Below are 24379 nucleotides of genomic sequence, written 5' to 3' on the forward strand. Positions count from 1 at the left end.
ATTGATGAAATTGTTTGAGTGAACGACATGAATAAAATTACCGTGAATTATTATCACTTTTTCTGCATAATATATAATAAATTGTGATTTGAAATTTAATATGCCATTTCCAAAGCTCAAAGCCAGACATTTTTTCCCCGCTTGGTTATGGCTTAAAGAGTATAATCAGCCCAAATTTAAAGAAGACTTATTGGCTTCGGTCATCGTGCTCGCAATGCTTGTACCCCAAGGTATGGCATATGCCATGATTGCTGGTTTACCCCCAATGATGGGTTTATATGCCAGCATATTGCCCATGATCATTTATGCTTGGGTCGGCGGTAGTTTAACGCTCTCTATTGGTCCTGTCGCACTCATCTCAATGATGACCTTTGCCACATTAGCGCCGTTATATGAAGTAGGCTCCCCTGTTTATATCCAAGCCGCTTGTCTTTTGGCAGTATTGGTCGGCCTCATTTCATTTTTTCTAGGTTTTTTTCGTTTTGGGTTTTTAATACGCCTGATTAGTCAGCCGGTGATTAAAAGTTTCATTATTGCTTCGGCACTTTTAATTGCATTAGGACAAATCAAGTTTTTACTGGATATCCCCCTGCAAACCAGTAATGTGATTGAATTTACCCGAAGTGCTTATGAATATTTAAGATTCAGTAGTTTAAGTACCTTATTACTCGGTACTCTGGCCATTCTATTCCTGATCTATATGCCAAGACTGCTGAAGAATCCTCTGTTCAAAAGAATTAATGGTACTCATCAGCTGTTCAGTAAAGCCCTGCCTTTAATGCTGGTGATGATGTCTATTGCCTTGGTTTACTTCACGCCATTGGATCAATTGGGAGTGAAAACAGTTGGTGAGATTCCATCAGGCTTTCCACCATTTGCCATTCCCTTTTGGAATTTAGATTTAGTTCTTAAACTATTACCTGGTGCAGCGATGATCGCGATGGTGAGCTTTGTAGAGTCTATTTCGATTGCTCAAGCAACAGCCTTTCAACAACGCAGTCAGTTAAATAGTAATCAAGAACTCATCGCGCTGGGTTTAGCCAATCTAAGTGCAGGTGTCAGTTCTGCTTTTCCTGTGACAGGCAGTTTATCTAGAACCGTCGTGAATGCAGATGCGGGTGCCAAAACACCTATGGCAGGCGTGCTTTCTTCCTTATTTATTATTCTGGTCAGTTTATATTTTACAGGTCTATTTCAGCATTTACCTTTAGCGATTTTGGCTGCAACGATCATTGTTTCAATTTGGAAATTGGTCTCCATTAAGCCCTTTATTGAGGCGTGGAAATATTCCAAAGCTGATGGTTTAGCCATGTGGGTGACTTTTTTAGGTGTACTCTGTATCGATATTTCGACAGGGTTAATGATCGGGATCGTTTCTACATTTATACTTTTACTCTGGCGGATCAGTCGCCCGCATATGGCAGTCATTGGTCTAGTCGAAAATACGCAACATTTTAGAAATATTTCACGCCATGACGTCCTCACCAGCCAAAACTTAATATCGATTCGAATTGATGAAAACTTAAGTTTTTTAAACGCCAATACTTTGAAAGAATTTATTATTCAACAGGTCAGTCAGGCTGACGCATTGCGCCATGTGGTGATTAACTGCTCAAGTATTAGTAATATTGACCTCAGTGCTTTGGAAGCTTTAGAGGATATTAATATGGAACTTTCTAAAATTAATATTCAATTACATTTAACTGAAATCAAAGGTCCTGTGATGGACCGTCTAAAAAAATCAAATTTGTTTAAAGATTTGAGTGGCCAAATTTATCTCACACATTATCAAGCTGTGCATGAGCTCGACGCGAAATCATTTTGCTAAACGGTATTTAAACTAAACTGATGACCTATAAATCTGCTTATAGGTCATCACTCAATTTTTTTAAATGACCTGCTCATGTTTTTGATGACGATAAAATGGAGCTTCTGAAGCAGCCAACGGCGAATTGCCTCGAATATGATCCGCTAATTTCTCTGCAATCATAATCGTCGTCGCATTCAAGTTCCCCGTAATAATCACAGGCATGATTGAAGCGTCTATGACTCTCAAACTTTGCACACCGTGAACACGACCATAACCATCAACCACAGCCATCTCATCTTCACCCATTTTACAACTACAAGCTGGATGGAACGCTGTTTCTGCATGGTTACGCACAAATTCATCCAGTTCATCATCCGTTTGAATATGTTTACCTGGACTGATTTCTTCGCCTCGATAAGGATCGAGTGCAGGTTGATGCATGATTTCACGGGTAATACGTATTCCGTCTCTGAACTCACGCCAATCTTGCTCAGCACTCATATAGTTAAACAAGATACTTGGATGCTCAAAAGGATTTTTGCTTTTCAGTTTTACTCTACCACGTGATGGAGAGCGCATCGAACCTACATGCGCTTGGAAACCATGTTTCTGTATCGCATTACTACCATTGTAGTTAATAGCAACGGGTAGAAAATGATACTGTAAATTAGGCCAATCAAATTCTTCAGAAGATCGAATAAATCCACCCGCTTCAAACTGATTACTCGCACCAATACCTTGACCTAGAAACAACCACTCAGCACCAATTTTCGGTTGGTTATACCACTTTAATGCCGGATATAAACTCACAGGTTGTTTGCATTCGTATTGAAGATACATTTCCAAATGATCTTGTAGATTTTCACCGACACCGGGTAAATCGTGTATCAGGTCAATATCTAATGCCTTTAGGTGCTGCGCATTTCCAATCCCTGAGCGTTGCAGAATTTGAGGCGAAGCAATCGCGCCACCACAAAGAAGTACCTCTTTAGCGGCGTAAACTTGAATTGGTTTTTGTTCATCATCTGCTGCGTAATACTCAACTCCAATCGCTTGTTTCTGATTGAACAGTATTTTATTGGTCATTGCATGGGTAATAATGCGGAGATTCTCACGCCCTTTTGCCATATCTAAATAACCACGCGCCGTACTTGAGCGTCGACCATTGGGTGTAACGGTACGATCCATCGGACCAAAACCCTCCTGCTGATATCCGTTGAGGTCATCTGTTCTTGGATACCCAGCTTGCACACCCGCTTCAATCATGGCGTGAAACAAGGGATTATTGCCTTGCTTAGGTGTCGCAACACTCACTGGACCTGAGTCACCATGATAGTCATTCCCACCAATATCTCGAGTTTCAGCTTTTTTGTAATAAGGTAGACATTCAGCATATCTCCAATGTTCCAAGCCCTTAAAGCTAGCCCATTGTTCTAAATCCATAGCATTTCCACGGATATAGCACATGCCATTAATGAGCGATGAGCCACCCAAACCTTTACCCCGTCCACATTCCATTCTACGATGATTCATATGCGGTTCTGGATCAGTCTCATAGGCCCAATTATAACGGCGACCTTGCAAAGGAAATGCTAAAGCAGCAGGCATCTGAGTTCTGAAATCCAAACGATAGTCTGGACCACCTGCTTCTAATAACAACACTTGAATATCTGGATCTTCAGTCAGACGCGCAGCCAGCACATTACCCGCCGAACCCGCCCCGATAATAATATAGTCATAATTCATTGAATTAAGCCTCCAATTATGCAGAAAAGACAGATTGGAATCGGCTCAGTTCGACCTGAACAGACTTCAATTGGGTGTAATGTTCTAAGGTTGATATACCATTTTCACGTCCGACACCAGATTGTTTATAGCCTCCAACCGGCATTTCTGCAGGTGATTCACCCCAAGTATTTAACCAACAAATACCGGCTTGAATTTGATGAATCACTCGATGTGCACGCGCCAAATCTGAGGTCACCACACCAGCTGCTAAGCCATAAATCGTATTATTCGCTCGAAGAATGACTTCCTCTTCATTGTCATAGCTTAAAATAGTCATGACAGGGCCAAAGATTTCTTCTTTTGCGATATCCATCTCATCTGTACAGTCAGTAAAAACAGTCGGCTGGACATAAGCCCCTTTTGCAAACTCTTCCTCTAACGCTCTTTCACCTCCCGCCAGTAAACGAGCACCTTGACGTTTACCTGACGCTATAAAGCCAAGCACTTTTTCCATATGAGCGAAACTAGAAAGTGGACCAAAGTTTGTTTTAGGATCAAGTGGCTCACCCATACGTATATAGCTCATACGTTCAAGGATTTTTTGCTCAAAAGCTTCTTTTAAAGCGTTCGGAATAAATACACGTGTGCCGTTGGTACAGACTTGTCCTGAACTATAAAAGTTGGCCATCATTGCGATATCTGCAGCAAGATCTAAATCAGCATCTTCAAAAATAATTAAAGGTGATTTGCCGCCCAGCTCCATCGTGACTTCTTTCAAACTAGAAGTCGCTGCCTGCGCCATGACTTTTTTACCCGTACTTACACCACCCGTAAATGAAATTTTGGCAATATCAGGATGCAAACTTAAGTAAGCGCCAACATCTGCACCGCCCGTAACCACATTAAATACACCGTCGGGTACTCCTGCTTCAGTATAAATTTCTGCAAGCTTTAAAGCTGTTAAAGGGGTTATTTCGCTGGCTTTAAACACCATCGCATTTCCCGCAGCAAGAGCAGGTGCTGATTTCCAAAGCGCAATTTGAATCGGATAATTCCAAGCACCAATACCAGCAACTACACCCAAAGGCTCACGGCGGGTATATACAAATGAAGTCGTTCGCAGTGGAATTTGCTGACCTTCGAGTGCAGGCAATATTCCAGCGTAATACTCTAAGACATCAGCGCCTGTTGCAATATCAACAGTCGATGTTTCACTGATTGCCTTTCCACTGTCTAAACTTTCAAGTTCAGCCAATTCATCATTTCTTGTTCTGAGAATATCCACTGCTTTAGTTAAAATACGCGAACGTTGAATGGTGGTCATCTCAGCCCATATTTTTTGACCTTTTTGTGCTGAAACAACTGCACGATCTACATCAGCTTGATTACAACTTTGCACAACTGCAAGAACTTCACCATTGGCAGGATTAATGCTTTGAAAGGTGTTTGTTGATGAAGCATCTGTATATTGACCATGAATATATGGTTTTTGCATTTTAAATGTTGTCAAAATTATTCTCCTTATGCGACAGCATGTTCGAATTGTCGATGTATAAATTCGCTACAAATTTGAATGGGAATATCTGTATTAAATGAGGTCTTCATCAATGCACCACGTAACCAGAAACCATCAATCAATGCAGCCAAACCTTGTGCTGCAATTTCGGCTTGTTCTGTTGGCAATTTTTTTGAAAATTCAAATTTAATATTGGAGTGCAAGCGATGGTGATTGACATTTTGTAAGCGCTGTAAATTAGGTTGATGGAGACTATTGGTCCAAAACTCTAACCAAGTTTTCATTGCCGCTTTATCTGTTTGTGACGATGAAAAATTAGCTTTTACAATGGCCATCAGACGTTGCTCTGGCGTGTCATCTGCTATTTTTATATTACTGGCAATAGCGTCTGCCAATTGTTGCAGCAGATAGCGCATGGTTGCTTCAATTAAGCCATGCTTTCCTTTGAAATAGTGACTGATGATTCCAGTTGAAACACCAGCACGTTGTGCGATTTGAATGATCGAAGCATCTGCAAAACCCAGCTCATTAACAGCTGATAACGTTGCATGGATGAGTTGTTGACGACGAATGGGTTGCATCCCAACTTTAGGCATATGGCTAACCGTATATCAAATGATTAAGTCGCAAGAAATGAATATTGCGTAAGGATTGAATTAACATAATAAAACCTTTTTTTAATTGAACGTTCAATTAAAAAAAATTATAGTCCTATCAACTTGGTGAAGTACAGCTTCGTTTGTTTTTTATTTGCAATTGTTTGTAAAACCGCTAAACATCATCTGTTCAACATTTAAAATATGTTCAACTAAAATATGTTCAACACTAAAAGCGACCGTGCTGCCTCTCTGAATATAATAAGACCATGGATATTTTATGCAAAAAAATCTCGAACAGTCTCAAGACAGTCTCAATAAAGTCGTCTTTTATTTCTCAGCCACACTGATCTTGCTGTTCTCATTTGTCACCATTTTATTTAATGAGCAAACAAATGCAGTCATTGTCATTATTTTAGATTGGGTCAGTCGTACATTCAGTTGGTATTACTTATTAGCTGCAACACTGTATATGGTTTTCGTTTTATTTATTGCCTTCTCTCGGTATGGCAAAATAAAACTGGGTCCTAAACATTCAAAACCTGAGTTTAGCTTGTTGAGCTGGTCTGCCATGTTGTTCTCAGCAGGTATCGGTATCGACCTCATGTTTTTCTCTGTGGCTGAACCTTTGTCTCACTATATAAATCCTCCCGTAGGTCAAGGTGAAACCTTTGAGGCTGCACGCCAATCCATGGTATGGACCTTATTCCACTATGGTTTAACAGGCTGGAGTATGTATGCGCTGATTGGAGTTGCCTTAGGTTACTTTAGTTATCGCTATAATCGACCACTCACGATTCGCTCAGCTTTATATCCGATTTTCGGTAAAAAAATATATGGTCCAATTGGACATACGGTCGACATTGCAGCAGTGATGGGCACCATTTTTGGTATTGCGACAACCTGTGGTATTGGGGTTGTTCAGTTAAACTACGGTCTACATGTCTTATTTGATGTACCCGAAAATCTTATTATGCAATCCGCGTTACTGGCAGTCGCTATTGCTATTACCATCGTATCTGTAACTTCTGGCGTCAATAAAGGTCTACGGATTCTTTCGGAAATGAATATTTATGCGTCCGTTGGACTGTTACTCTTTATTCTTTTCGCGGGTAATACCGAATTTCTTTTGGCAGCACTGATTCAAAACTTTGGCGATTATATTAGTCAATTTCCACAGCTTTCACTCACCAGTTTTGCTTTTGAACAACCGAAAGAATGGATGAACAGTTGGACATTATTCTTCTGGGCGTGGTGGATTGCATGGTCCCCTTTTGTTGGGTTATTTCTCGCACGTATATCTCGTGGGCGAACCATACGAGAATTCATTGCCGGCACGCTGATTATTCCTTTGTTATTTACCTTAACCTGGTTATCTATATTTGGTAATAGTGCCTTGCATAGCGTTATTTTCGATGGTAATGCTCAACTTGCCGCTACGGTTATTCAAAATCCCGCGCATGGATTTTATGATTTACTTTCAACATATCCGGGCTTTCCATTTATTGCAGGTCTAGCCACGATTACTGGGTTACTTTTTTATGTCACGTCAGTCGATTCTGGTGCTCTGGTGCTCGGAAATTTCACCACGAAATTTAGCAATATAGATCATGATGCACCCCGTTGGTTAAGTGTTTTCTGGGCAATTGCGATTGGGATCTTGACCTTGGCAATGCTGATGGCTAACGGTATTACAGCCTTACAAAACACCACCATCATCATGGGCTTACCCTTTAGTTTTGTTATTTTCTTAGTAATGGCAGGTTTGTATAAATCCTTACGCTTAGAAGATTTCCGACAGGCAAGTACGCATATGAATGCTGCTCCAGTGGTGGGTAATGTGGATATTCTCAATTGGAAAAAACGCCTCAGCCGTGTCATGTTGCATCCGACCCGAGAACAAACTTTAAATATGTTGGAAACGGTTTGTGAACCCGCCATTGAAGCGGTTGCAAATGAAATGCTGAATCGTGGTGTACAAGCCGAATTCACAAAAAAAGACACTGAGGAAGATCCAGAGCTTTATCATTTAGATTTAACGATTCATCTGGATAATGAAGAAAATTTTGTTTACCAGATCTGGCCTATTCGCTATGACACACCAAACTTTAGTTCTCGCGGTAAAAGAACCAAGAAATATTATTATCGACTGGAGAGCTATTTATTTGAAGGTTCTCAAGGCAATGACTTGGTCGGATATAGTAAAGAACAGGTGATCAACGATATTTTAGACAAATATGAACGTCATATGACTTATCTCCATATTAACCGAATTAGTCCGGGTAACCGTCCGCTTTTCCCTGACCTAGACAACGAATAAGGATATTTAAATCATGTCAGACTCACTCCATTCGTTTGCACTGTTTTTTTCATTACTTAATCCATTTTTGATGAGTATTTATATGCTCGGCATTATTCGTAATTCCGACGCAAAAACATTCAATATGGCTTTAATTCAGGGTAGTTTGATTAGTCTAGTCGTATTTATTATTTTTGCAAAAACAGGCGAAGCTTTTTTTAATGACGTTTTGCATGTTCGTTTTGAGTCTTTTCAGATTTTTGGCGGAATTATTTTCTTAGTCATCGGTTATCGTTATGTCTTTGAAGGTGCTGATACGATTGGTGTCATGCGCGGAGCACCAAATCATTTGGCTGGCACGATCGCCATGCCATTTATGATTGGTCCAGGTACGATCAGCGCCGCGGTGATAACCGGTGTCCGTCTGAGCCTAATGGAAACGATCATCGTTATTTTCATTACCCTTTTTCTGACCTGTAGCATTCTTATTCTTATGAAATATGCCCACGATCATTTACAGCATAAATACTCTAATTATATTGATTTATATGTCGATATTGTTGGACGTTTAGCTGCCTTACTCATTGGTACTATTGCCATTGATATGATTGTTACGGGTGTCGCAGGCATTATTCAATCGACTTAGAGTCTTTCTAAAACCTTTGATAAAATTCTTACTAAAGATTTTATGAAAAAATTTTATGAAAAAAGTCTGCATTTCCTCGTCTTCGCCTTTTCCTTCAAAAGTGAGAAGGCATTTTTGTATATTGATTTAATGTCATTGAATGATTTATTGATTGAATAGATCCATACACATTTAAAAACTTAAAAAGCGTCTAATTATCACTAAAAAATATCTAAGAAATTCTGAATATAAACTCATAAAAGGTTTGAGTGCATATCTTGAATGTTACTCAATCCGTTAAAAATATAGACACAAATATTCATTCGCACATTTTCAATTTGATTAAATTTTGTTGTTGAATAACAAAAATCTTGAGGAAAACTTTAACTACAACCTCAATACTTTTTAAAAAAAATGATTCTTTTTAATGGCTTAATTTTTATTAGTAAATTGTTTTATTTAAGTTATTGGTTTTCAGTATAGAATATGCAGCTTGTTTATTTGATTTTAAGCCAGTCTAGGCATATTAGGTTGAATTATGTTCGCTGCACTAGCACGTTTAAGTTTAGTCACCAAAATTATCATCGCCATTATATTAGGCGTAGCAGTTGCCATTTTTTTCCCTAATGTTGCACCGTCTTTAAGCTTATTAGGTGACCTATTCATTAAGGCACTAAAATCTGTCGCTCCGATTCTTGTATTTATCTTGGTATTGTCTTCAATTGCCAATTTCAAAGTGGGTGGCGGTCATGACTCTAAGATCAAGCCGATCATGGTTATGTATGTAGTGGGTATGTTTTTATCCGCTTTAACTGCTGTTGTAGCAAGTAATATTTTCCCAAGCACTTTATTCTTAGATCTTCCTGCTCAAGCGGAATTACAACCGCCTGGCAGTCTGATTGAGATTTTAAAGAATCTTCTGCTGAGCTTTGTAGCAAACCCGATTGTGGCCTTAAGTGAAGCCAACTTTATTGGTATTTTAGCTTGGGCAGTGGTTTTGGGCATTGCTTTTCGACATGCGGCCGATACCAGCAAAATCTTTTTGACAGATGCAGCAAATGCAGTGAATAAAGTGATTCGGGTGGTTATTAGTTTTGCACCATTCGGTATTTTTGGTTTGGTTGCTGTGACTTTTGCAGAAGCTGGCTTAGATACGTTAAAGAGCTACGCGCATTTATTGACTGTTCTTATCGGTAGCATGTTATTTGTTGCATTGGTCATCAATCCAATTATGGTGGCATTTGTAACACGTACCAATCCTTACCCTTTAGTATTTCAGTGTATTCGTGAAAGTGGTATTACTGCATTCTTTACACGAAGCTCAGCTGCCAACATTCCAGTTAACTTAGATCTTGCAAAACGTTTAGGTGTTAATGATTCCACAGCAAGCGTGGCGATTCCTTTAGGCGCTACAATTAATATGGCTGGTGCATCCGTAACCATTACCGTATTAACGCTGGCTACAGTAAACACTTTAGGTATTTCAGTCGACTTTAGCACCATGCTTATTTTATCGATTGTGGCAACCGTTTCTGCTTGCGGTGCTTCCGGTGTTGCTGGAGGTTCACTCTTACTTATTCCTGTGGCATGTGGTTTATTCAATATCTCGACAGATATTGCTATGCAAGTTGTGGCTATTGGTATGGTCATTAGTATATTACAAGACTCTACTGAGACTGCATTAAACTCATCCTCAGATGTTTTGTTCACTACTGCTGTTGATCGCGGTCCTACAAAATAATATATTGAAAGACATAAACTTTTAATGTCCATTTCAAGATATGCCATTTCAAATCCTACCTAAATGGATTCAATTTGGGGCTTTCATGCTCGCGATGAACGCGGGCATGATTAATGTTCTAGGTCTCATTTCTTTATTGCATCAATCTGTTTCGCATATGACTGGTAATGCCAGTTTGATGGCACTCGGCCTTGCTGAGCAAGATTTCTCAAGTGTTGCCTTCCTTTTCTTGATTATAATCAGTTATGTCTTGGGATCAAGCTTTAGTGGTTATATTCTGGGCAACAGCCATTTTAAATTGGGTCGACGCTATGGAATTCCGCTCAGCTTAGTCACGGTCTTCATATTCTTATGTTGGGTCTTTATTCGCTATTATCCGAGTTATGCCTTACTTTGGGCATGTTGTGCAATGGGTGTACAAAATGCCATGGTCAGTCATTATCAAGGTGCGATTATTCGAACCACACATTTGTCTGGTGTGTTGACGGACTTAGGCTTGGCGCTGGGTTATCGTTTTAAAGGTTTACAAAATGAACCCAAGAAAGTCATCTTACATTTGTTGATATTATTTGGTTTTATTTTAGGAGGTCTTATTGCAGCAATTGCCAATCCTTATTTACAATTACAATCATTCCTGATTCCAGCGAGTTTAAGTTTAGGGCTTACACTGGCATATTGGTTTATTTATTTCCGTTATTCACGACTTCAAATGTCATAGTTGGTATTTAAAATGGTTAAAAATGCATTACAAGCGCAATTGCTCAAAGCAGGCTTAGTGGATAATAAGAAAGCAAAGAAACTGTCTAAACAAGCGGTTCATGAGCAACGTACAGGTCAAAGCCCTGAGGCTGATTTAAAAGCTAAAATCGAGCAAGATCATCAACAAAAAATTGCCAAAGATCAATCTCTCAATGCTGAAAAGAAAAGAATTTCAGATGAGAAAGCATTGGTTGCAGCAGTGGTTCAAATGATTGGTCAACACAAAATCACCGATACCGATGGTGACATGACCTATCAATTTATTGATGAAGCAAAAATTAAGAAAATTTATATCAATCAGCAAGTTTATAATGCGCTGGTATCCGGTAGTTTGGTTATTGCTAAAGACCTAAAAAGTTATGCGATACTGCCTAAAGCGCTTGCAGATCGTATTAATGAAAAACTGGAAGGCTATATTATTGTAAATAATTCCAGCACCAACAATGATGCTGTCACCAATGAAGAAGATCCGTATGCAGCTTATGTCATTCCTGATGACTTAATGTGGTAAGACCACGACTAAATCTATACATCACATCTAGCCAATCTTAGTGATTGGCTTTTTATTGAGTTTTTCTTTCGATTTTGTCAGGAGTTTTCTATTCAGTTCTCTTCTCAATTTTTTAACTTAATTTTAGGCGCTGAAGTAGAACAGATTAAATTCTACATTTCATTTATTTATTAGTTTCTTAAATAAAGTTCTGAATAATGATTTTTACTGATTTCTATTCATTCCAAAACAGGTCAAAAAGCGATTTAAATCAATTCAACATCAATATCTCGTTATGTTCCTGTAGTTAAATGGTTATTTAAGAATAATTTGTCACATAAAGGCTTGTAAAATAGCGCATTTATGAATATAAGGGGTATTTTTTGCAAAATATACAGTTGATACAAGATATTCAAGTTTGGGCTGATCAATTTCCATGGCTTGAAATGCTCACCTCTCTGAGTATTCTGCTCGCGATTGCTTTCGTAGCCAATTTCTTTACCAAACAAGTGGTTTTGCGCGGTATCCGTGCACTTATAACACGATCTAAATTAAGCTTTGGTAATATCATTGCTGAACATAGTGTGATTCGACGAATTTCAAATATTGTTCCCGCTATTATTATTATGAATGGGATTGAAACAGTTCCACATTTATCAAGCAAAATTATTCTAATCGTACAAATGCTTTCCCAAGCATTTATATTTCTTACGATTGCTTTGGCGATTAGTCAATTCCTTAATCTTTTCAATGTCATTTATCAGCGTAATCCGAAATCAATTAATAAGCCCATTAAAGGTTATTTACAACTGGTAAAACTGATCATATTCATTGTCTGTGGACTCATGATCTTAGGCACTTTCTTGAAAAAGGATGTGTTTACCTTACTTGCAGGTTTTGGTGCAATGGCCGCGGTGTTGATGTTGGTATTCCAAAATACCATTCTTTCATTGGTTGCATCGGTACAGATTTCATCCTATGACATGGTTCGTATTGGTGATTGGATTGAAATGCCTACTCTAAATGCAGATGGCGATGTCATTGATATGTCATTACATACGATTACAGTTCGTAATTTTGATAAAACCTTTACCACCATTCCGACCAATCGCCTCGTCACTGATACCTTTAAAAACTGGCGCGGCATGCAAGAACAAGGTGTGCGTCGTATTAAACGATCGATTATTATTGATCAAAATAGTGTGCATTTTATGACTGCACTGGAACAAAGCAAATTACGTGAGTTTCTCCTACTCGATCAATATCTTGATCAAAAAAACAATGAACTGAAAGAATTTAACCAGCAATATGTTAATTCTTCGGTGAATAATCAAAGACGCCTAACCAACTTAGGGACGTTTAGAGCCTATGTAGATTATTATCTAAAAAACCACGAAGGCATTGCTCAAAATCAATCGTTGATTATTCGCCAACTGCAACCAACGAGCGAAGGTTTACCGATCGAAATCTACGCATTTACCAATACCACTGCTTGGGGTAAATATGAAGATATTCAATCTGACATTTTCGATCACTTACTTGCAATTTTGCCTGAGTTTGGATTAAAAATATTCCAGAATCCTACGGGTAGTGATTTTAAGATCACGCAATAAGCATTACACTGTGATCTATCTAAAGTTAAGGTTTGAGTACGACTATGTTGCAATGGTTTGAAAAGTTAGTTGATCCATATCCGACGAAAAACTTAAATGAACCATTGCCAAAGACTTTCTTTTCTTTTGTGTGGCAGGCAGCATCTGGGGTCAAACGTTATCTCGTTATACTGGTCTTATTTACTGCTGCCACAGCCAGTTTAGAGGCGATTTTCTTTTCTCAAATTGGCCATTTAGTGGACTGGTTAAGCCAGTCTACCCCTGATACATTTTTAGAAAATCATCAGCAACAATTGACGGTTCTCAGTCTAATTTTATTTGGCAATATTTTCTTTGCCAATATGCAATCCATCATACGTCACCAGATTTTATTTAGTAGTTTTCCAATGCGTCTGCGTTGGAGGTTTCACAATCTACTTTTAAGACAAGGACTGGATTTTTTTCATAATGATTTCGCAGGTCGTCTATCTGCCAAAGTCATGCAAACCTCTTTGGCCGTTCGAGAGTTCTGGGTAATTTTGGGTGATATGGTCACTTATGTGATCATCTATTTTATTACCATCAGTGTTGTACTGGGTAATGTTTCCCCTTTCTTATTATTGCCTCTCCTGTTTTGGTTGGTATTGTTCGTCTCTGCTGCTTTGTATTTCATCCCTAAACTTGGTCGGATCTCAAAAGAGCAAGCAGACGCACGTGCTGAAATGACTGGCCGTGTGACAGATGCCTATACCAACATTCAAACCGTTAAACTCTTTGCTCATGCTGGCCGTGAAAGTCAGTATGCCAAGGCATCTATGCAAATTTTCATGCGTAGTGTATTTAAACAAATGCGTTTGGGTACTGCCTATGAAATTAGTATTAACTTACTGACAGCTGTGCTGTTTTTTGGTGTACTGGGTACTGCTGTTTGGTTATGGTTACAAGGTCAAGCACAAATAGGGGTAATTGCAGCGACGACTGCGATGATTTTAAAGCTCAACAGTATGGCTGCGTTTATGATGTGGCAAACGTCTGCTTTATTTGAAAATATCGGAACCATTCAAGATGGTATGAAAACGCTGGGTAAGCCGATTCAAATCGAAGATAAACCCAATGCTCAACCCTTAGCAATCAAAAACGGTGCAATTCAATTTAATAATGTCACCTTTGCGTACAATGATAAAAATGTCATTGATCGATTTAATTTAGATATTCGAGCAGGTGAAAAAATTGGCATTGTCGGCCGCTCGGGTGCAGGAAAATCAACCCTTATTCAACTGTTATTAAACTTCTACACTTTAAAACAGGGTCAGATTTTAATTGATGGACAAAATATTCTTGATGTGACCCAAGACAGTTTAAGAAAAAATATTGCTTTGGTGACTCAAGATACTTCTTTACTGCATAGAACTGTGGCGGAAAACATCAAATATGGCCGCCCTGATGCAACAGATGAACAAATGTATGACGCCGTGAGAAAAGCCAAAGCTGAAGAGTTTATCCCTCAACTCACTGATTTGCGTGGAAAAACAGGTTATGATGCATATGTAGGTGAACGTGGCGTCAAACTCTCTGGTGGTCAACGACAACGTATTGCAATTGCACGTGTATTTTTGAAAGATGCGCCTATTCTGGTTTTGGATGAGGCAACAAGTGCTTTAGATTCTGAAGTTGAAGCTGCGATTCAGTCCAGCTTAGATGAGCTGATGCAAGGTAAGACGGTCATCGCAATTGCACACCGTTTATCTACAATTGCACAAATGGATCGCTTAATTGTTTTGGACCAAGGTGATATTGCTGAACAAGGCACACATGAAGAACTCATTGCCCTAAATGGTATTTATGCACAATTATGGCAAAGACAAACTGGTGGTTTTTTAGTAGAACAAGAAGTGAAAGCAAAGGAAGACAAATAGAATGTTATACTTGGAAGATTTAAAAATCGGCGATCAGTTCAAAAGTAATGAATATGAAATAACCCTAGATGAAATTAAAGAGTTCGCTGCTAAATATGACCCTCAAGCTTTTCATTTAGATGAAGAAGCAGCCACTGAGCATCCTATTTTCAAAGGAATTGCAGCCAGTGGATGGCAAACTTCTGCTTTAACCATGCGGTTATGGACAGAGTGCTTTCCAGTGGCAGGTGGCTTGATTGGCTCCGAATCAAGTTTACGTTGGCCACGTCCGACTCGTGCTGGTGATCGAATTCATGTCGAAATTGAAATTGTAGCCATTACCCCATCAAAAACAAAAACTGATCGGGGCATCGTGACCTATGTTAACCAGACGAAGAATCAACATGATGACCTTTTACTCATCTCGACAACCAAAATATTCGTGTTTAAAAAATAAAGCCCTATGGACAAGGCACAAGCCTTGTCCTACAAAATAAATGTATTCAATCGTATTTTATGTCAATATGAATCTGAAAATTAGAATAATGTTGGAAGCAATGGATCGCATATGAAATCAGTCTCACACCGCTCAGATCTTGGTATACCAGGTGTATACGGACTCTTACTTTTAGATGTGGTCGCTCGTTGGGGCTACAGTGCAGAATCCCTCTTTGCACCGTTTAATTATACCAATGAGCAGCTTGCTGAACCTGATTTCAGAATTCCGCTCGATGTCGCCAATGAAATGATCATCCTCGCTAGAAAAATGACGGGTGAAGCGTCATTGGGCTATCATATTGGTAATCAAATGCGTATTTCAATTCATGGTTTTATTGGCTATGCGATCATGACCTCAAATGAGATCACTGATGCACTTTTCCTAGCCAATCGATTCATACAATTGCGTATGCCATTTTTGCAATTTCACTTTTCAACTTTTAGTGAGCAAGTGTCATTACAATTACAATGTGATATTGACATAGAGCCGCTGAGAACAGAAATTGTGATGGCTTTGACTTTTGGTGTGATTACAATGGCTCGTGCGCTTACTGGCGTAGATGATTTACATGGTGATATCAATTTTGATTTTCCAGAACCAGCAGGTTTTGATAAATATTTAACTCGAATCAACCCCCACTATTCAGTCCACTTTGATCAACCTCATTTTTTAGCCAGTTTTGATAAAAAATATTTGGCCTTAAAAATGGTGAATGCCGATCCTATTGCCAGCCAAATTGCCATTAATCAGTGCGAAGCTGAATTATCGGAGCTCGGAGAAAGACGACGCATCTCTATGCGAGTACGTGACATCCTGACCCATTCGGAACAGCATTACTTAAGTATTGAAAATGTCGCCGATCGCTTACATATGTCAGATCGAACCCTTAAGCGCCAATTAGCAGCGGAAGGCACTTCTTTTTCTACTTTGGTCGATGAAGTGAGGTATCGACATGCGACATCATTACTTTCGCGCACAGATTATACGCTTGAGCAAATTGCAGATGAATTAGGTTATTCCGATGTTGCCAATTTTAGTCGTGCATTTAAACGCTGGAGTGGTCGTAGTCCGAGTAGTTGGCGCAAAGACCCATATTTATAAACGTTATAGAACTTTCTCTTTTAAAAAAAACCATGTATAACACTGAGAAAAATATGCGATGTAATCAGGAGTTTTTATGAATCATCCTTCAGAGCTGAAGTATGCCACCACACATGAATGGGTAAGAATCGAAGGTGATCTTATCGTGACTGGTATTTCTGATCATGCCCAAGACGCTCTAGGCGATTTGGTCTATGTCGAAGCACCAGAGGTTGGACGTCAAATTGTTGCTGGTGAACAAGTCGGTGTTGTTGAATCCGTAAAAACTGCTTCTGACATCCACGCACCCATTTCTGGTGAAGTTGTTGAAGTGAATGAACTTCTTGAAGAAGACCCAGACTTTGTTAATGACGATCCTTATGGTAAAGGTTGGATTTATAAAATAAAACCAACGGATATTTTAGATATTGAAGAGCTATTAACAAGTGATGGCTATGAAGCTGGACTTTAAAATTTATCTCTGAAAATATTAGATTTAGATTCTGTAATTTATTCAGAAGCCGTTTAAGCACTCGTTTTAATTACTTTTATTTTAAATTTAAAATAGACGAATTAAAAAGCCCCTTGATTAGGGGCTTTTTAATAATGATTATCACAAATTTAAGCAGAACTTTTTAAAGTAGCAGACTTTAATTCATTCGCAGACTGACGAATTAAATCACCCGTCTTATCCCAACCTAAACAGCCATCTGTTATCGATTGCCCATACATCATATTGGGGCTTATTTTCTGATTTCCATCGATCAAGAAACTCTCAAGCATCACCCCTCGCACTTGAGTAGCATGACGCTCGGCAATAATTTGTTTTAAGACCTGAACTTGCTTAAGCGGATCTTTATGACTATTGCCATGACTGCAATCAATCACCAAAGCAGGTAAAACACCATGTGCTTTTGATCTAATTTTCTCAATCTCTTCTAATTGGAAGTTTGTTCCTGTATTTGAACCCCTTAAGATCAAATGAGCTCTAGGATTCCCTTGAGATTCAAGGATCGATGGCAAGCCCGTTTGACTCATCCCCATAAATTGATGCGGATGAGATGCCGACTGAATAGCATCCAAAGCAATTTGAATAGAGCCATCCGTACCATTTTTAAAGCCAATGCTATACGGCATATAACTTGAAATTTCTCGGTGAATTTGCGACTCACTGGTTCTCGCTCCAACAGCGCCCCACGCCAGTAAATCATCAAAGTACGCAGTTACCATTGGGCTCAAAAGCTCTGATGCTATCGGTAAACCCATTTCAATGATTTGCAGATACAAAGTACGGGATTGCGCTAATCCTTTTTGAATATCATATGATCCATCTAGCTCTGGATCATATAAATAACCTTTCCATCCGACTGTAGTACGTGGCTTTTCAATATAAGCACGCATCACCAAGTAAATTTCGTCTTCAACTTCAGATTGTAATTCTTTTAATTTTTGAGCGTATTCTAAAACAGCATTTGGGTCATGTATTGAACATGGTCCAGTAATCACCAATAAGCGGTTATCACGACCTTCTAAAATATTTTGAATGGTTACGCGTTGAGTTTTTATTTGATAAGCAAATGATTCAGATAATGCAAATTGTTGTTTTAATTGATTCGGTAAAACCAAAGTTTTTTCAAGTTGAGTATTTTGTGTCGTTACTAAGTTCTTATTTAAAGCATTCATACGTATTCCTTTGGACTGAAATACCAGTCCTATTTTCATCTGAGCGTTAAAGGTCTTGAAGATTTGGCTGTTAAAACCACCAGTTGACTAAAGTAAAACCAATACGTGTTGCTAAAATAAGAACGGTTAAAATTTTTCATAATCTACTCCAAAAAAGTTAAAATTTGATGCATAAAAAAACCTGATCGGGGCTGCCGATCAGGTATAAACTTGATGGGCAACCATTATGTTGCCCGAACGCGTCTAGGCAACTAGGTCATAAATTGCCAAAAGTAATAATAAGCGTTAGAAATCAAATTCGGGGTTTGCATCAGTATTTATTAAACATATAAAGATATTTAGAAATACAATACGCACAATCGGATAATTTTACAAGGGCTTTATTTGTAATTAATTTTTATGAATCATATTATAAAAACGATTCTAATAAATAACTTAAATTTAACGAACGTGATTTAATTAAGCAATTTTAAAATTCATTCTTAAACTTGATTATACTTTTGATCATTTATCCAGATCTTAAAACTTCATATTTATTGCCACCATCATCAACTCAAATTTCAATTTTTTTAATTAATTGAGTCTCTACATTGTAAATTATTGATGTTATTGGTCAGTAATATTCTAGCGTCTTCAGCACACACCGCTCGACCAAATAGAAAGCCTTGACCATATTTACAGCCAAACAGTTCAAGCGCTTTTGCTTGCTCCAAAGTTTCAATACCTTCCGCGATAACGTCCAAAGATAAAATTGGACCTAAACGCGCAATGCCCTCAACAATCGACTTAGTCGATTTGTCTTCATTCATTCGACCCACAAAAGAACAATCTATTTTTATACAATCGACAGGATAATCTCGTAGATGCGTCATAGACGAATGGCCCGTTCCAAAATCATCGAGTGAAATTCGTAAACCATATTCTTTTAGTTTTGTTAATGCACGAATGATATGATCCGAACCACTTTCGGAAAATACATGTTCTGTAATTTCAATTTCAATTAAATTTATTGGTATTTGGTAATGTTCTAAGCGCTGAATAAGTAATTCAGCATAATTATCACGCATAAATTCAACTGGTGAAACATTAATTGAGACCGGAACGAGATTTAATCCTGCTTTGATCCACGCTGCCATATCTGAAAATATTTTGGCATGCATGACTTCGCTAATTTTGGTTGCCAGTTCATAATCACTAAAAGCCTCGAAAATACTGGCTGGATGTTGAATATTCTTATCCTCTTCTCGCCAGCGTAAGAGCGCTTCAAAACCAATTAGCTGTTGATTATCTAAACGTACTTTGGCTTGATAAAAAGGCTCAATACGATTTTCACGCAGAATCGATCGTGCTGTATAAAGTTGAGCTGTTTTTTTCTTTGCCAATATCAACATCTTTGGATTATATAAGCGAATTCCACCTCGACCTCGCTCTTTTAAATCATTCAATGCTGTATCTGCACATTTCATCAAACCCATGACATCCATTGCATCTTGTGGATATAGAGCACAACCGATGCTCATACCGCTATTAATTATTTTTCCAGAAAAAGTAATGGGTAAATCATTTTGTTCTAGTACTTTTAAAGCAACACGCTCTAAATCTTCAGTTTTAGTCATATTGGGTACGATAACAGCGAACTCATCCCCGCCTATACGTGAGAAATAAGCATTTATATTTAAACATTTACTGAATCTTTTCGATAAAACTTGTAAAAGATGATCTCCAGCTGAATATCCCAAGCTATCGTTAATATTTTTAAAATAATCTAAATCGATAAACATGATTCCCAAATGATTATTCTGCTCCCTAGCATCTGTAAGACACTGTTTAAGTTGATTTTTAAATGCAATTCGATTTGTTAAGCCTGTTAATTCATCATATTCACTTAAATATTTAACTTTTTGCTCTGCGATACATTTAGATGTGATATCTCTAGATACACATAAAATACTGATTGTTTCACCAAGATCATTCAGGACAGGGGTTAGAGTATTATCCCAATAGGTCATTTTATTCGCATTAACCGTCTTTCCAACAAATCTTGCACTTATTCCTTTTGCTGCAGTATCAATCGCCTGCTGAGCCTTTAGACGCATGGCCAACGGTAATAGATCACACCAATTCATTCCAAACTTATTGACTTTTTCTTTTCCGAATAAGGCTAAACAACCTGAACGATTCATATGTATTAACTGGCCTGAAGGCGTCATCGTTTTGATACAGTCAAGACTGATGTCAAGCATTTCTGAATTGGTACGCAACATGTCAGTTGCTTCACGTAACTTAATCATACGATCATGAATATTGGTACAACTCACGACCCAATCTAAATTATTTTTTTGTTTTAAATGATATTCACCAATCAAATTAAACCAGATGTACTCACCTGCTTGATTTTTAATTCGACACTCTTTTTCAAATCTTCGCCCAGTTTTCTTTGCGTTCTTCCAAAGAACATAGATATGTTCTGCATCATCAGGATGAAAAAATCGTACCCATTCACGATCATTGAGATAATCTGTATCAACTCCTAGGTATTCTTTCATTGCCGTATTGAAATAACCTACATTTCCTTTCGAAACCCATAAAAAATGAGGTAACAGATTTAAAGTATTCTTAAAATCATCAGATAAAATTAATTTTTTTGAACTATTATTATTTTCAGAGCTATCTTTTTGATTCAAAGTCGAATCAGGGTACAAATCTAAAATGCTCATATCTCACCTTACAACTCAACCCAAACAATTAGCCATGGTTCTATTGCCAATCACTCTAAGTTATTTATATACAAAAAAAATTCAATAAAAATGTGTTTAAACACTCAAATATTTAGTTTTATAAAGTTATTTATTTGAAAAATTCATACATAGTGAATTTAATCACATAATAATAAAAGTATGAACATTATAGCACTCATTTTTTTTAAATAGTAAACTTGAAACATTTATATCAATCTAATATTACAAACTAACTATATTTAAATTTTCAATACGCACCTCCATTGCGTTTTTATGCTGCTTTATAGAAGTAAAATTTTTATTATTTTCTAATATTAAATTCATTAATTAAGTAAAATTATATAATTTTGAGATTATCATCGCTATTGATTAGATTTTCTTAACAATAGCGATGATAATAATAAATATCAATCTATTATTCAATTACATTATTAAATTATTGATTAAATTTTGAGTTCAAATACTTTCAATTCAAGAAGTTTTGAATGACTGAGACTACCTTGTCAGTTTTTTCAGCATGTAACCAATGTCCAGCGTCTTCAATTGTAATCAATTGGTGTTGAGAAAATTGCTGCTCAATCGCGCTAAAATGTTCAGGCTTTGAGATATATTCAGAATTCCCACCCCGAATAAACAAAGTTTGCTGTTGCCATACAGGAACATCTTTCCAAGATAAAATTTCTGGATAAGAATTCGATAAAGTATTGACGTTAAATAACCACTGACCTTGCGACCATGATTTTAATAAAAACATGATCACACCAGCTTCAGAAATATAATAGTTCATGATCTCAGTGGCTTCTTTACGAGAAGAAACATCTGCTTCATTAACAGCAAAAAGTGCTTTGAAGATCTGATCGTGATGATTTTGTTGATAAGCAACCGGTGCCATATCTAAAACAACTAATTGTTCTAAGCGATTCTCCGCGATTTCCGTCATTTTCATGGCGACTTTAGCTCCCATAGAATGACCAATCACGGAAAATTTGTCGACTTTGAGATGATCAAGTGTATCGAGTACATCTTGAGCCATCTCTAAATAATCCATCGACTCTACATGCTTAGATTTGCCATGATTACGTAAATCAATTTGAACAACGTGATATTTTTCTTCAAAGGCACGTGCAAGCATGCCTAAATTGCTTAGACTTCCAAATAAACCATGAATAAACACGAGTGAAGAATATTGTCCTGCGGCTGTTGGCGAGTGTGTTTGAACATGGAGTTGCATAGATTAGTCCTTGAGATTACGTTTAAATCATTTAGTTGTTGATATATTTTAAAATTCACATATCTTAAAATTTAAATATCTTAATCTTTACATATTTTAAGCTTTGAACTGTGGAATGATATGAATAAGGAAGTTTGAAAAAGGATATTCAGTAGAGTTCTTTCAAAAGTCATTATCCACACAACGCACTGATTATTTGTATTCCCTCATCCTAAGCTTCTCACATAGTGAGAAGGATTTTTTACAGATTAATTTATTGCCATTCCATGATCATATTTCGACTTATGAAAGAGATCTAATTTTTAAAAAAGATCGAGAATCAAAATATATTTGGATCTCATAAGTAAAAGTATTTCGAATTATAAAAAATAGTCTTAGCTCTTTGTATTGAGTCCAGCTTAATTTTCTATATATTAACAACTCAAACTTGAACAATCTAAACTTTTAGGAATATAGACCATGTTTCATCATGTAGATGCCTATGCTGGCGATCCAATTTTGTCCTTGATGGAAGATTTCAGCAAAGATGAACGTCCAAATAAAGTGAATTTGAGTATTGGTCTATATTACAACGAAGAGAATATTGTTCCTCAATTAGACGCGATCAAAACAGCTTATAAAAATATTGAAGCGACTAATGAGACAGTAAAACTTTATTTACCGATGGATGGTTTGAAATCGTATAATCAAGCGACTCAGGCGCTGGTATTCGGTGAAAATAGTCCTGCACGTCAATCAGGTCGTGCAGTGACCATTCAAACGCTAGGCGGTTCAGGTGCACTTAAAGTCGGTGCGGATTTCTTGAAAAAATATTTCCCTGAATCTGATATTTGGGTGAGCCAACCCACGTGGGACAACCATATCGCCATTTTTAATGGTGCTGGGGTTCAATCACACTACTATCCATATTTCGATGCTGAAACCAACGGCGTGAATGTGCCTGTAATGTTGGCGTGTTTAAATTCACTCCCTGCCAAAAGTATTGTGCTTTTACACCCTTGCTGCCATAACCCGACAGGCGCAGATTTGACTCCTGCTGAATGGGATGAGGTTATCGCTGTACTTAAAGCCAAAGATTTAATTCCATTTTTGGATATTGCTTATCAAGGTTTTGGACAAGGTATTGAAGAAGACGCTTATTTAATTCGTGCTTTGGATCAAGCAGGAATGAATTTTATTGTCAGCAACTCCTTCTCTAAAATTTTCTCTTTATACGGCGAGCGCGTTGGCAGCTTATCTTTCGTCTGTGATGATCAGGCAACCGCACAAAAAGTTTTGGGTCAGTTAAAAGCAACTGTACGTCGTATTTATTCAAGCCCAGCAACGACAGGTGCGCTCTTGGTGAATGAAGTGCTGAACAATGCTGAATTGACTGCACAATGGGAAAATGAATTAAAACAAATGCGCGAACGTATTATTGAAATGCGCCAATTACTTGAAGCAAAATTAAATATTGAGCTTCCAACACATGATTTTAGTTACTTGGTAAAACAACAAGGTATGTTCAGTTACACAGGCTTAACAGGTGAACAAGTTGATATTTTGAAAGATAAATATGGCATTTATTTAGTTCGTAGTGGTCGTATGTGTGCTGCAGGTCTTAACCACAAAAATATTGATTACGTTGCAAAGTCGTTTGCTGAAGTGCTGAAAACAACTGCAATTTAAGAATTAATTTAATAAGAAGTGTTAAAAGTCTAATCTCGATTGGGCTTTTAACATCATCTTGTCATAGAAAATAATAAATAAAACTTCGTTAAATCATTATACTTTTGTTAACTGAGCTGAATTAATACTTAAAAATAAGTAAAATGCTGCTTTAATATTCATCATTATTCATCATTATTCATCATTATTCATCATTATTCATCATTATTCATCATTATTCATCATTATTCATCATTATTCATCATTATTCATCATTATTCATCATTATTCATCATTATTCATCATTATTCATCATTATTCATCATTATTCATCATTATTCATCATTATTCATCATTATTCATCATTATTCATCATTATTCATCATTATTCATCATTATTCATCATTATTCATCATTATTCATCATTATTCATCATTATTCATCATTATT

18 protein-coding genes are annotated in these 24379 nt (G+C 37.4%); 12 read left to right on the forward strand and 6 right to left on the reverse strand.

The window, feature by feature from the left end; all coding sequences use genetic code 11:
* Positions 1–100 precede the first annotated feature (100 nt).
* Entirely contained in the window at positions 101–1828 is a 1728-nt protein-coding gene (locus V5M36_RS08475) for a SulP family inorganic anion transporter (protein ID WP_338557915.1), read from the forward strand.
* Between the two features lie 60 nt (positions 1829–1888).
* Here the strand turns inward: V5M36_RS08475 and betA are convergent, their stop codons facing one another.
* From betA to betI, 3 genes are read right to left on the reverse strand one after another with little or no spacing between them, the layout of a single operon-like run.
* Entirely contained in the window at positions 1889–3556 is a 1668-nt protein-coding gene (gene betA / locus V5M36_RS08480; RefSeq protein ID WP_338557916.1) for a choline dehydrogenase, read from the reverse strand.
* A 16-nt stretch (positions 3557–3572) separates the two neighbouring features.
* Complete coding sequence (gene betB, locus V5M36_RS08485) at positions 3573–5048, reverse strand: betaine-aldehyde dehydrogenase (protein WP_338557918.1); 1476 nt, start codon at positions 5046–5048, stop codon at positions 3573–3575.
* 11 nt (positions 5049–5059) lie between these two features.
* Positions 5060–5650, reverse strand: a complete 591-nt coding sequence (gene betI / locus V5M36_RS08490) for a transcriptional regulator BetI (protein WP_338557920.1) — start codon at positions 5648–5650, stop codon at positions 5060–5062.
* A gap of 280 nt (positions 5651–5930) precedes the next feature.
* Between betI and V5M36_RS08495 the strand changes: the two genes are divergently transcribed.
* The 10 genes from V5M36_RS08495 (at position 5931) to gcvH (ending at position 17102) form a co-directional block, all read left to right on the forward strand.
* Positions 5931–7970 carry a choline transporter gene (locus tag V5M36_RS08495; RefSeq protein WP_338557921.1) on the forward strand — a complete coding sequence of 680 codons (2040 nt, stop codon included), beginning with the start codon at positions 5931–5933 and terminating at the stop codon, positions 7968–7970.
* Positions 7971–7983: 13 nt separating this feature from the next.
* Positions 7984–8595, forward strand: coding sequence for a MarC family protein (locus tag V5M36_RS08500; RefSeq protein WP_338557923.1), 612 nt, complete (start codon positions 7984–7986; stop codon positions 8593–8595).
* A gap of 517 nt (positions 8596–9112) precedes the next feature.
* Positions 9113–10315 (forward strand): serine/threonine transporter SstT, encoded by a 1203-nt coding sequence (gene sstT / locus V5M36_RS08505; RefSeq protein ID WP_338557925.1) that lies wholly within the window; start codon positions 9113–9115, stop codon positions 10313–10315.
* A gap of 40 nt (positions 10316–10355) precedes the next feature.
* Positions 10356–11033, forward strand: a complete 678-nt coding sequence (locus tag V5M36_RS08510) for a YoaK family protein (RefSeq protein WP_338557927.1) — start codon at positions 10356–10358, stop codon at positions 11031–11033.
* A 12-nt stretch (positions 11034–11045) separates the two neighbouring features.
* Positions 11046–11585 (forward strand): DUF2058 domain-containing protein, encoded by a 540-nt coding sequence (locus V5M36_RS08515; RefSeq protein WP_338557929.1) that lies wholly within the window; start codon positions 11046–11048, stop codon positions 11583–11585.
* A 362-nt stretch (positions 11586–11947) separates the two neighbouring features.
* Positions 11948–13177, forward strand: coding sequence for a mechanosensitive ion channel family protein (locus V5M36_RS08520; RefSeq protein ID WP_338557931.1), 1230 nt, complete (start codon positions 11948–11950; stop codon positions 13175–13177).
* A 44-nt stretch (positions 13178–13221) separates the two neighbouring features.
* Entirely contained in the window at positions 13222–15072 is a 1851-nt protein-coding gene (locus tag V5M36_RS08525; protein ID WP_338557933.1) for an ABC transporter ATP-binding protein, read from the forward strand.
* A 1-nt stretch (position 15073) separates the two neighbouring features.
* Complete coding sequence (locus tag V5M36_RS08530; RefSeq protein ID WP_338557935.1) at positions 15074–15508, forward strand: MaoC family dehydratase; 435 nt, start codon at positions 15074–15076, stop codon at positions 15506–15508.
* Positions 15509–15619: 111 nt separating this feature from the next.
* On the forward strand, positions 15620–16651 hold the full coding sequence (locus tag V5M36_RS08535; protein ID WP_338557937.1) for a helix-turn-helix transcriptional regulator: 1032 nt from the start codon (positions 15620–15622) through the stop codon (positions 16649–16651).
* Positions 16652–16727: 76 nt separating this feature from the next.
* Positions 16728–17102 (forward strand): glycine cleavage system protein GcvH, encoded by a 375-nt coding sequence (gcvH, locus tag V5M36_RS08540; protein ID WP_338557940.1) that lies wholly within the window; start codon positions 16728–16730, stop codon positions 17100–17102.
* 149 nt (positions 17103–17251) lie between these two features.
* Here the strand turns inward: gcvH and V5M36_RS08545 are convergent, their stop codons facing one another.
* The 3 genes from V5M36_RS08545 to V5M36_RS08555 form a co-directional block, all read right to left on the reverse strand.
* Positions 17252–18313 (reverse strand): 3-deoxy-7-phosphoheptulonate synthase, encoded by a 1062-nt coding sequence (locus tag V5M36_RS08545; RefSeq protein ID WP_338557942.1) that lies wholly within the window; start codon positions 18311–18313, stop codon positions 17252–17254.
* Positions 18314–18882: 569 nt separating this feature from the next.
* Complete coding sequence (locus V5M36_RS08550; protein ID WP_338557945.1) at positions 18883–21030, reverse strand: sensor domain-containing protein; 2148 nt, start codon at positions 21028–21030, stop codon at positions 18883–18885.
* A 487-nt stretch (positions 21031–21517) separates the two neighbouring features.
* Positions 21518–22282: an alpha/beta fold hydrolase gene (locus V5M36_RS08555; protein ID WP_338557947.1), complete on the reverse strand. Its 765-nt coding sequence runs from the start codon at positions 22280–22282 to the stop codon at positions 21518–21520.
* A gap of 459 nt (positions 22283–22741) precedes the next feature.
* Between V5M36_RS08555 and V5M36_RS08560 the strand changes: the two genes are divergently transcribed.
* The gene (locus V5M36_RS08560; protein WP_338557948.1) at positions 22742–23950 is read left to right on the forward strand and encodes an amino acid aminotransferase; all 1209 of its coding nucleotides are present in this window, start codon (positions 22742–22744) and stop codon (positions 23948–23950) included.
* Positions 23951–24379: the final 429 nt, after the last annotated feature.

It is taken from the genome of Acinetobacter sp. KS-LM10, assembly GCF_036896575.1.
Classification (GTDB): Bacteria; Pseudomonadota; Gammaproteobacteria; order Pseudomonadales; family Moraxellaceae; genus Acinetobacter; species Acinetobacter avistercoris.

Bases quoted from the DNA above. Each gene is read 5' to 3' on its own strand.
- betI (WP_338557920.1), bottom strand. From the start codon at position 5,650: ATGCCTAAAGTTGGGATGCAACCCATTCGTCGTCAACAACTCATCCAT.
- V5M36_RS08515 (WP_338557929.1), top strand. From the start codon at position 11,046: ATGGTTAAAAATGCATTACAAGCGCAATTGCTCAAAGCAGGCTTAGTG.
- V5M36_RS08550 (WP_338557945.1), bottom strand. From the start codon at position 21,030: ATGAGCATTTTAGATTTGTACCCTGATTCGACTTTGAATCAAAAAGAT.
- V5M36_RS08510 (WP_338557927.1), top strand. From the start codon at position 10,356: ATGCCATTTCAAATCCTACCTAAATGGATTCAATTTGGGGCTTTCATG.
- V5M36_RS08500 (WP_338557923.1), top strand. From the start codon at position 7,984: ATGTCAGACTCACTCCATTCGTTTGCACTGTTTTTTTCATTACTTAAT.
- V5M36_RS08560 (WP_338557948.1), top strand. From the start codon at position 22,742: ATGTTTCATCATGTAGATGCCTATGCTGGCGATCCAATTTTGTCCTTG.
- V5M36_RS08525 (WP_338557933.1), top strand. From the start codon at position 13,222: ATGTTGCAATGGTTTGAAAAGTTAGTTGATCCATATCCGACGAAAAAC.
- sstT (WP_338557925.1), top strand. From the start codon at position 9,113: ATGTTCGCTGCACTAGCACGTTTAAGTTTAGTCACCAAAATTATCATC.
- V5M36_RS08545 (WP_338557942.1), bottom strand. From the start codon at position 18,313: ATGAATGCTTTAAATAAGAACTTAGTAACGACACAAAATACTCAACTT.
- V5M36_RS08555 (WP_338557947.1), bottom strand. From the start codon at position 22,282: ATGCAACTCCATGTTCAAACACACTCGCCAACAGCCGCAGGACAATAT.
- V5M36_RS08535 (WP_338557937.1), top strand. From the start codon at position 15,620: ATGAAATCAGTCTCACACCGCTCAGATCTTGGTATACCAGGTGTATAC.
- gcvH (WP_338557940.1), top strand. From the start codon at position 16,728: ATGAATCATCCTTCAGAGCTGAAGTATGCCACCACACATGAATGGGTA.
- V5M36_RS08475 (WP_338557915.1), top strand. From the start codon at position 101: ATGCCATTTCCAAAGCTCAAAGCCAGACATTTTTTCCCCGCTTGGTTA.
- betA (WP_338557916.1), bottom strand. From the start codon at position 3,556: ATGAATTATGACTATATTATTATCGGGGCGGGTTCGGCGGGTAATGTG.
- V5M36_RS08495 (WP_338557921.1), top strand. From the start codon at position 5,931: ATGCAAAAAAATCTCGAACAGTCTCAAGACAGTCTCAATAAAGTCGTC.
- V5M36_RS08530 (WP_338557935.1), top strand. From the start codon at position 15,074: ATGTTATACTTGGAAGATTTAAAAATCGGCGATCAGTTCAAAAGTAAT.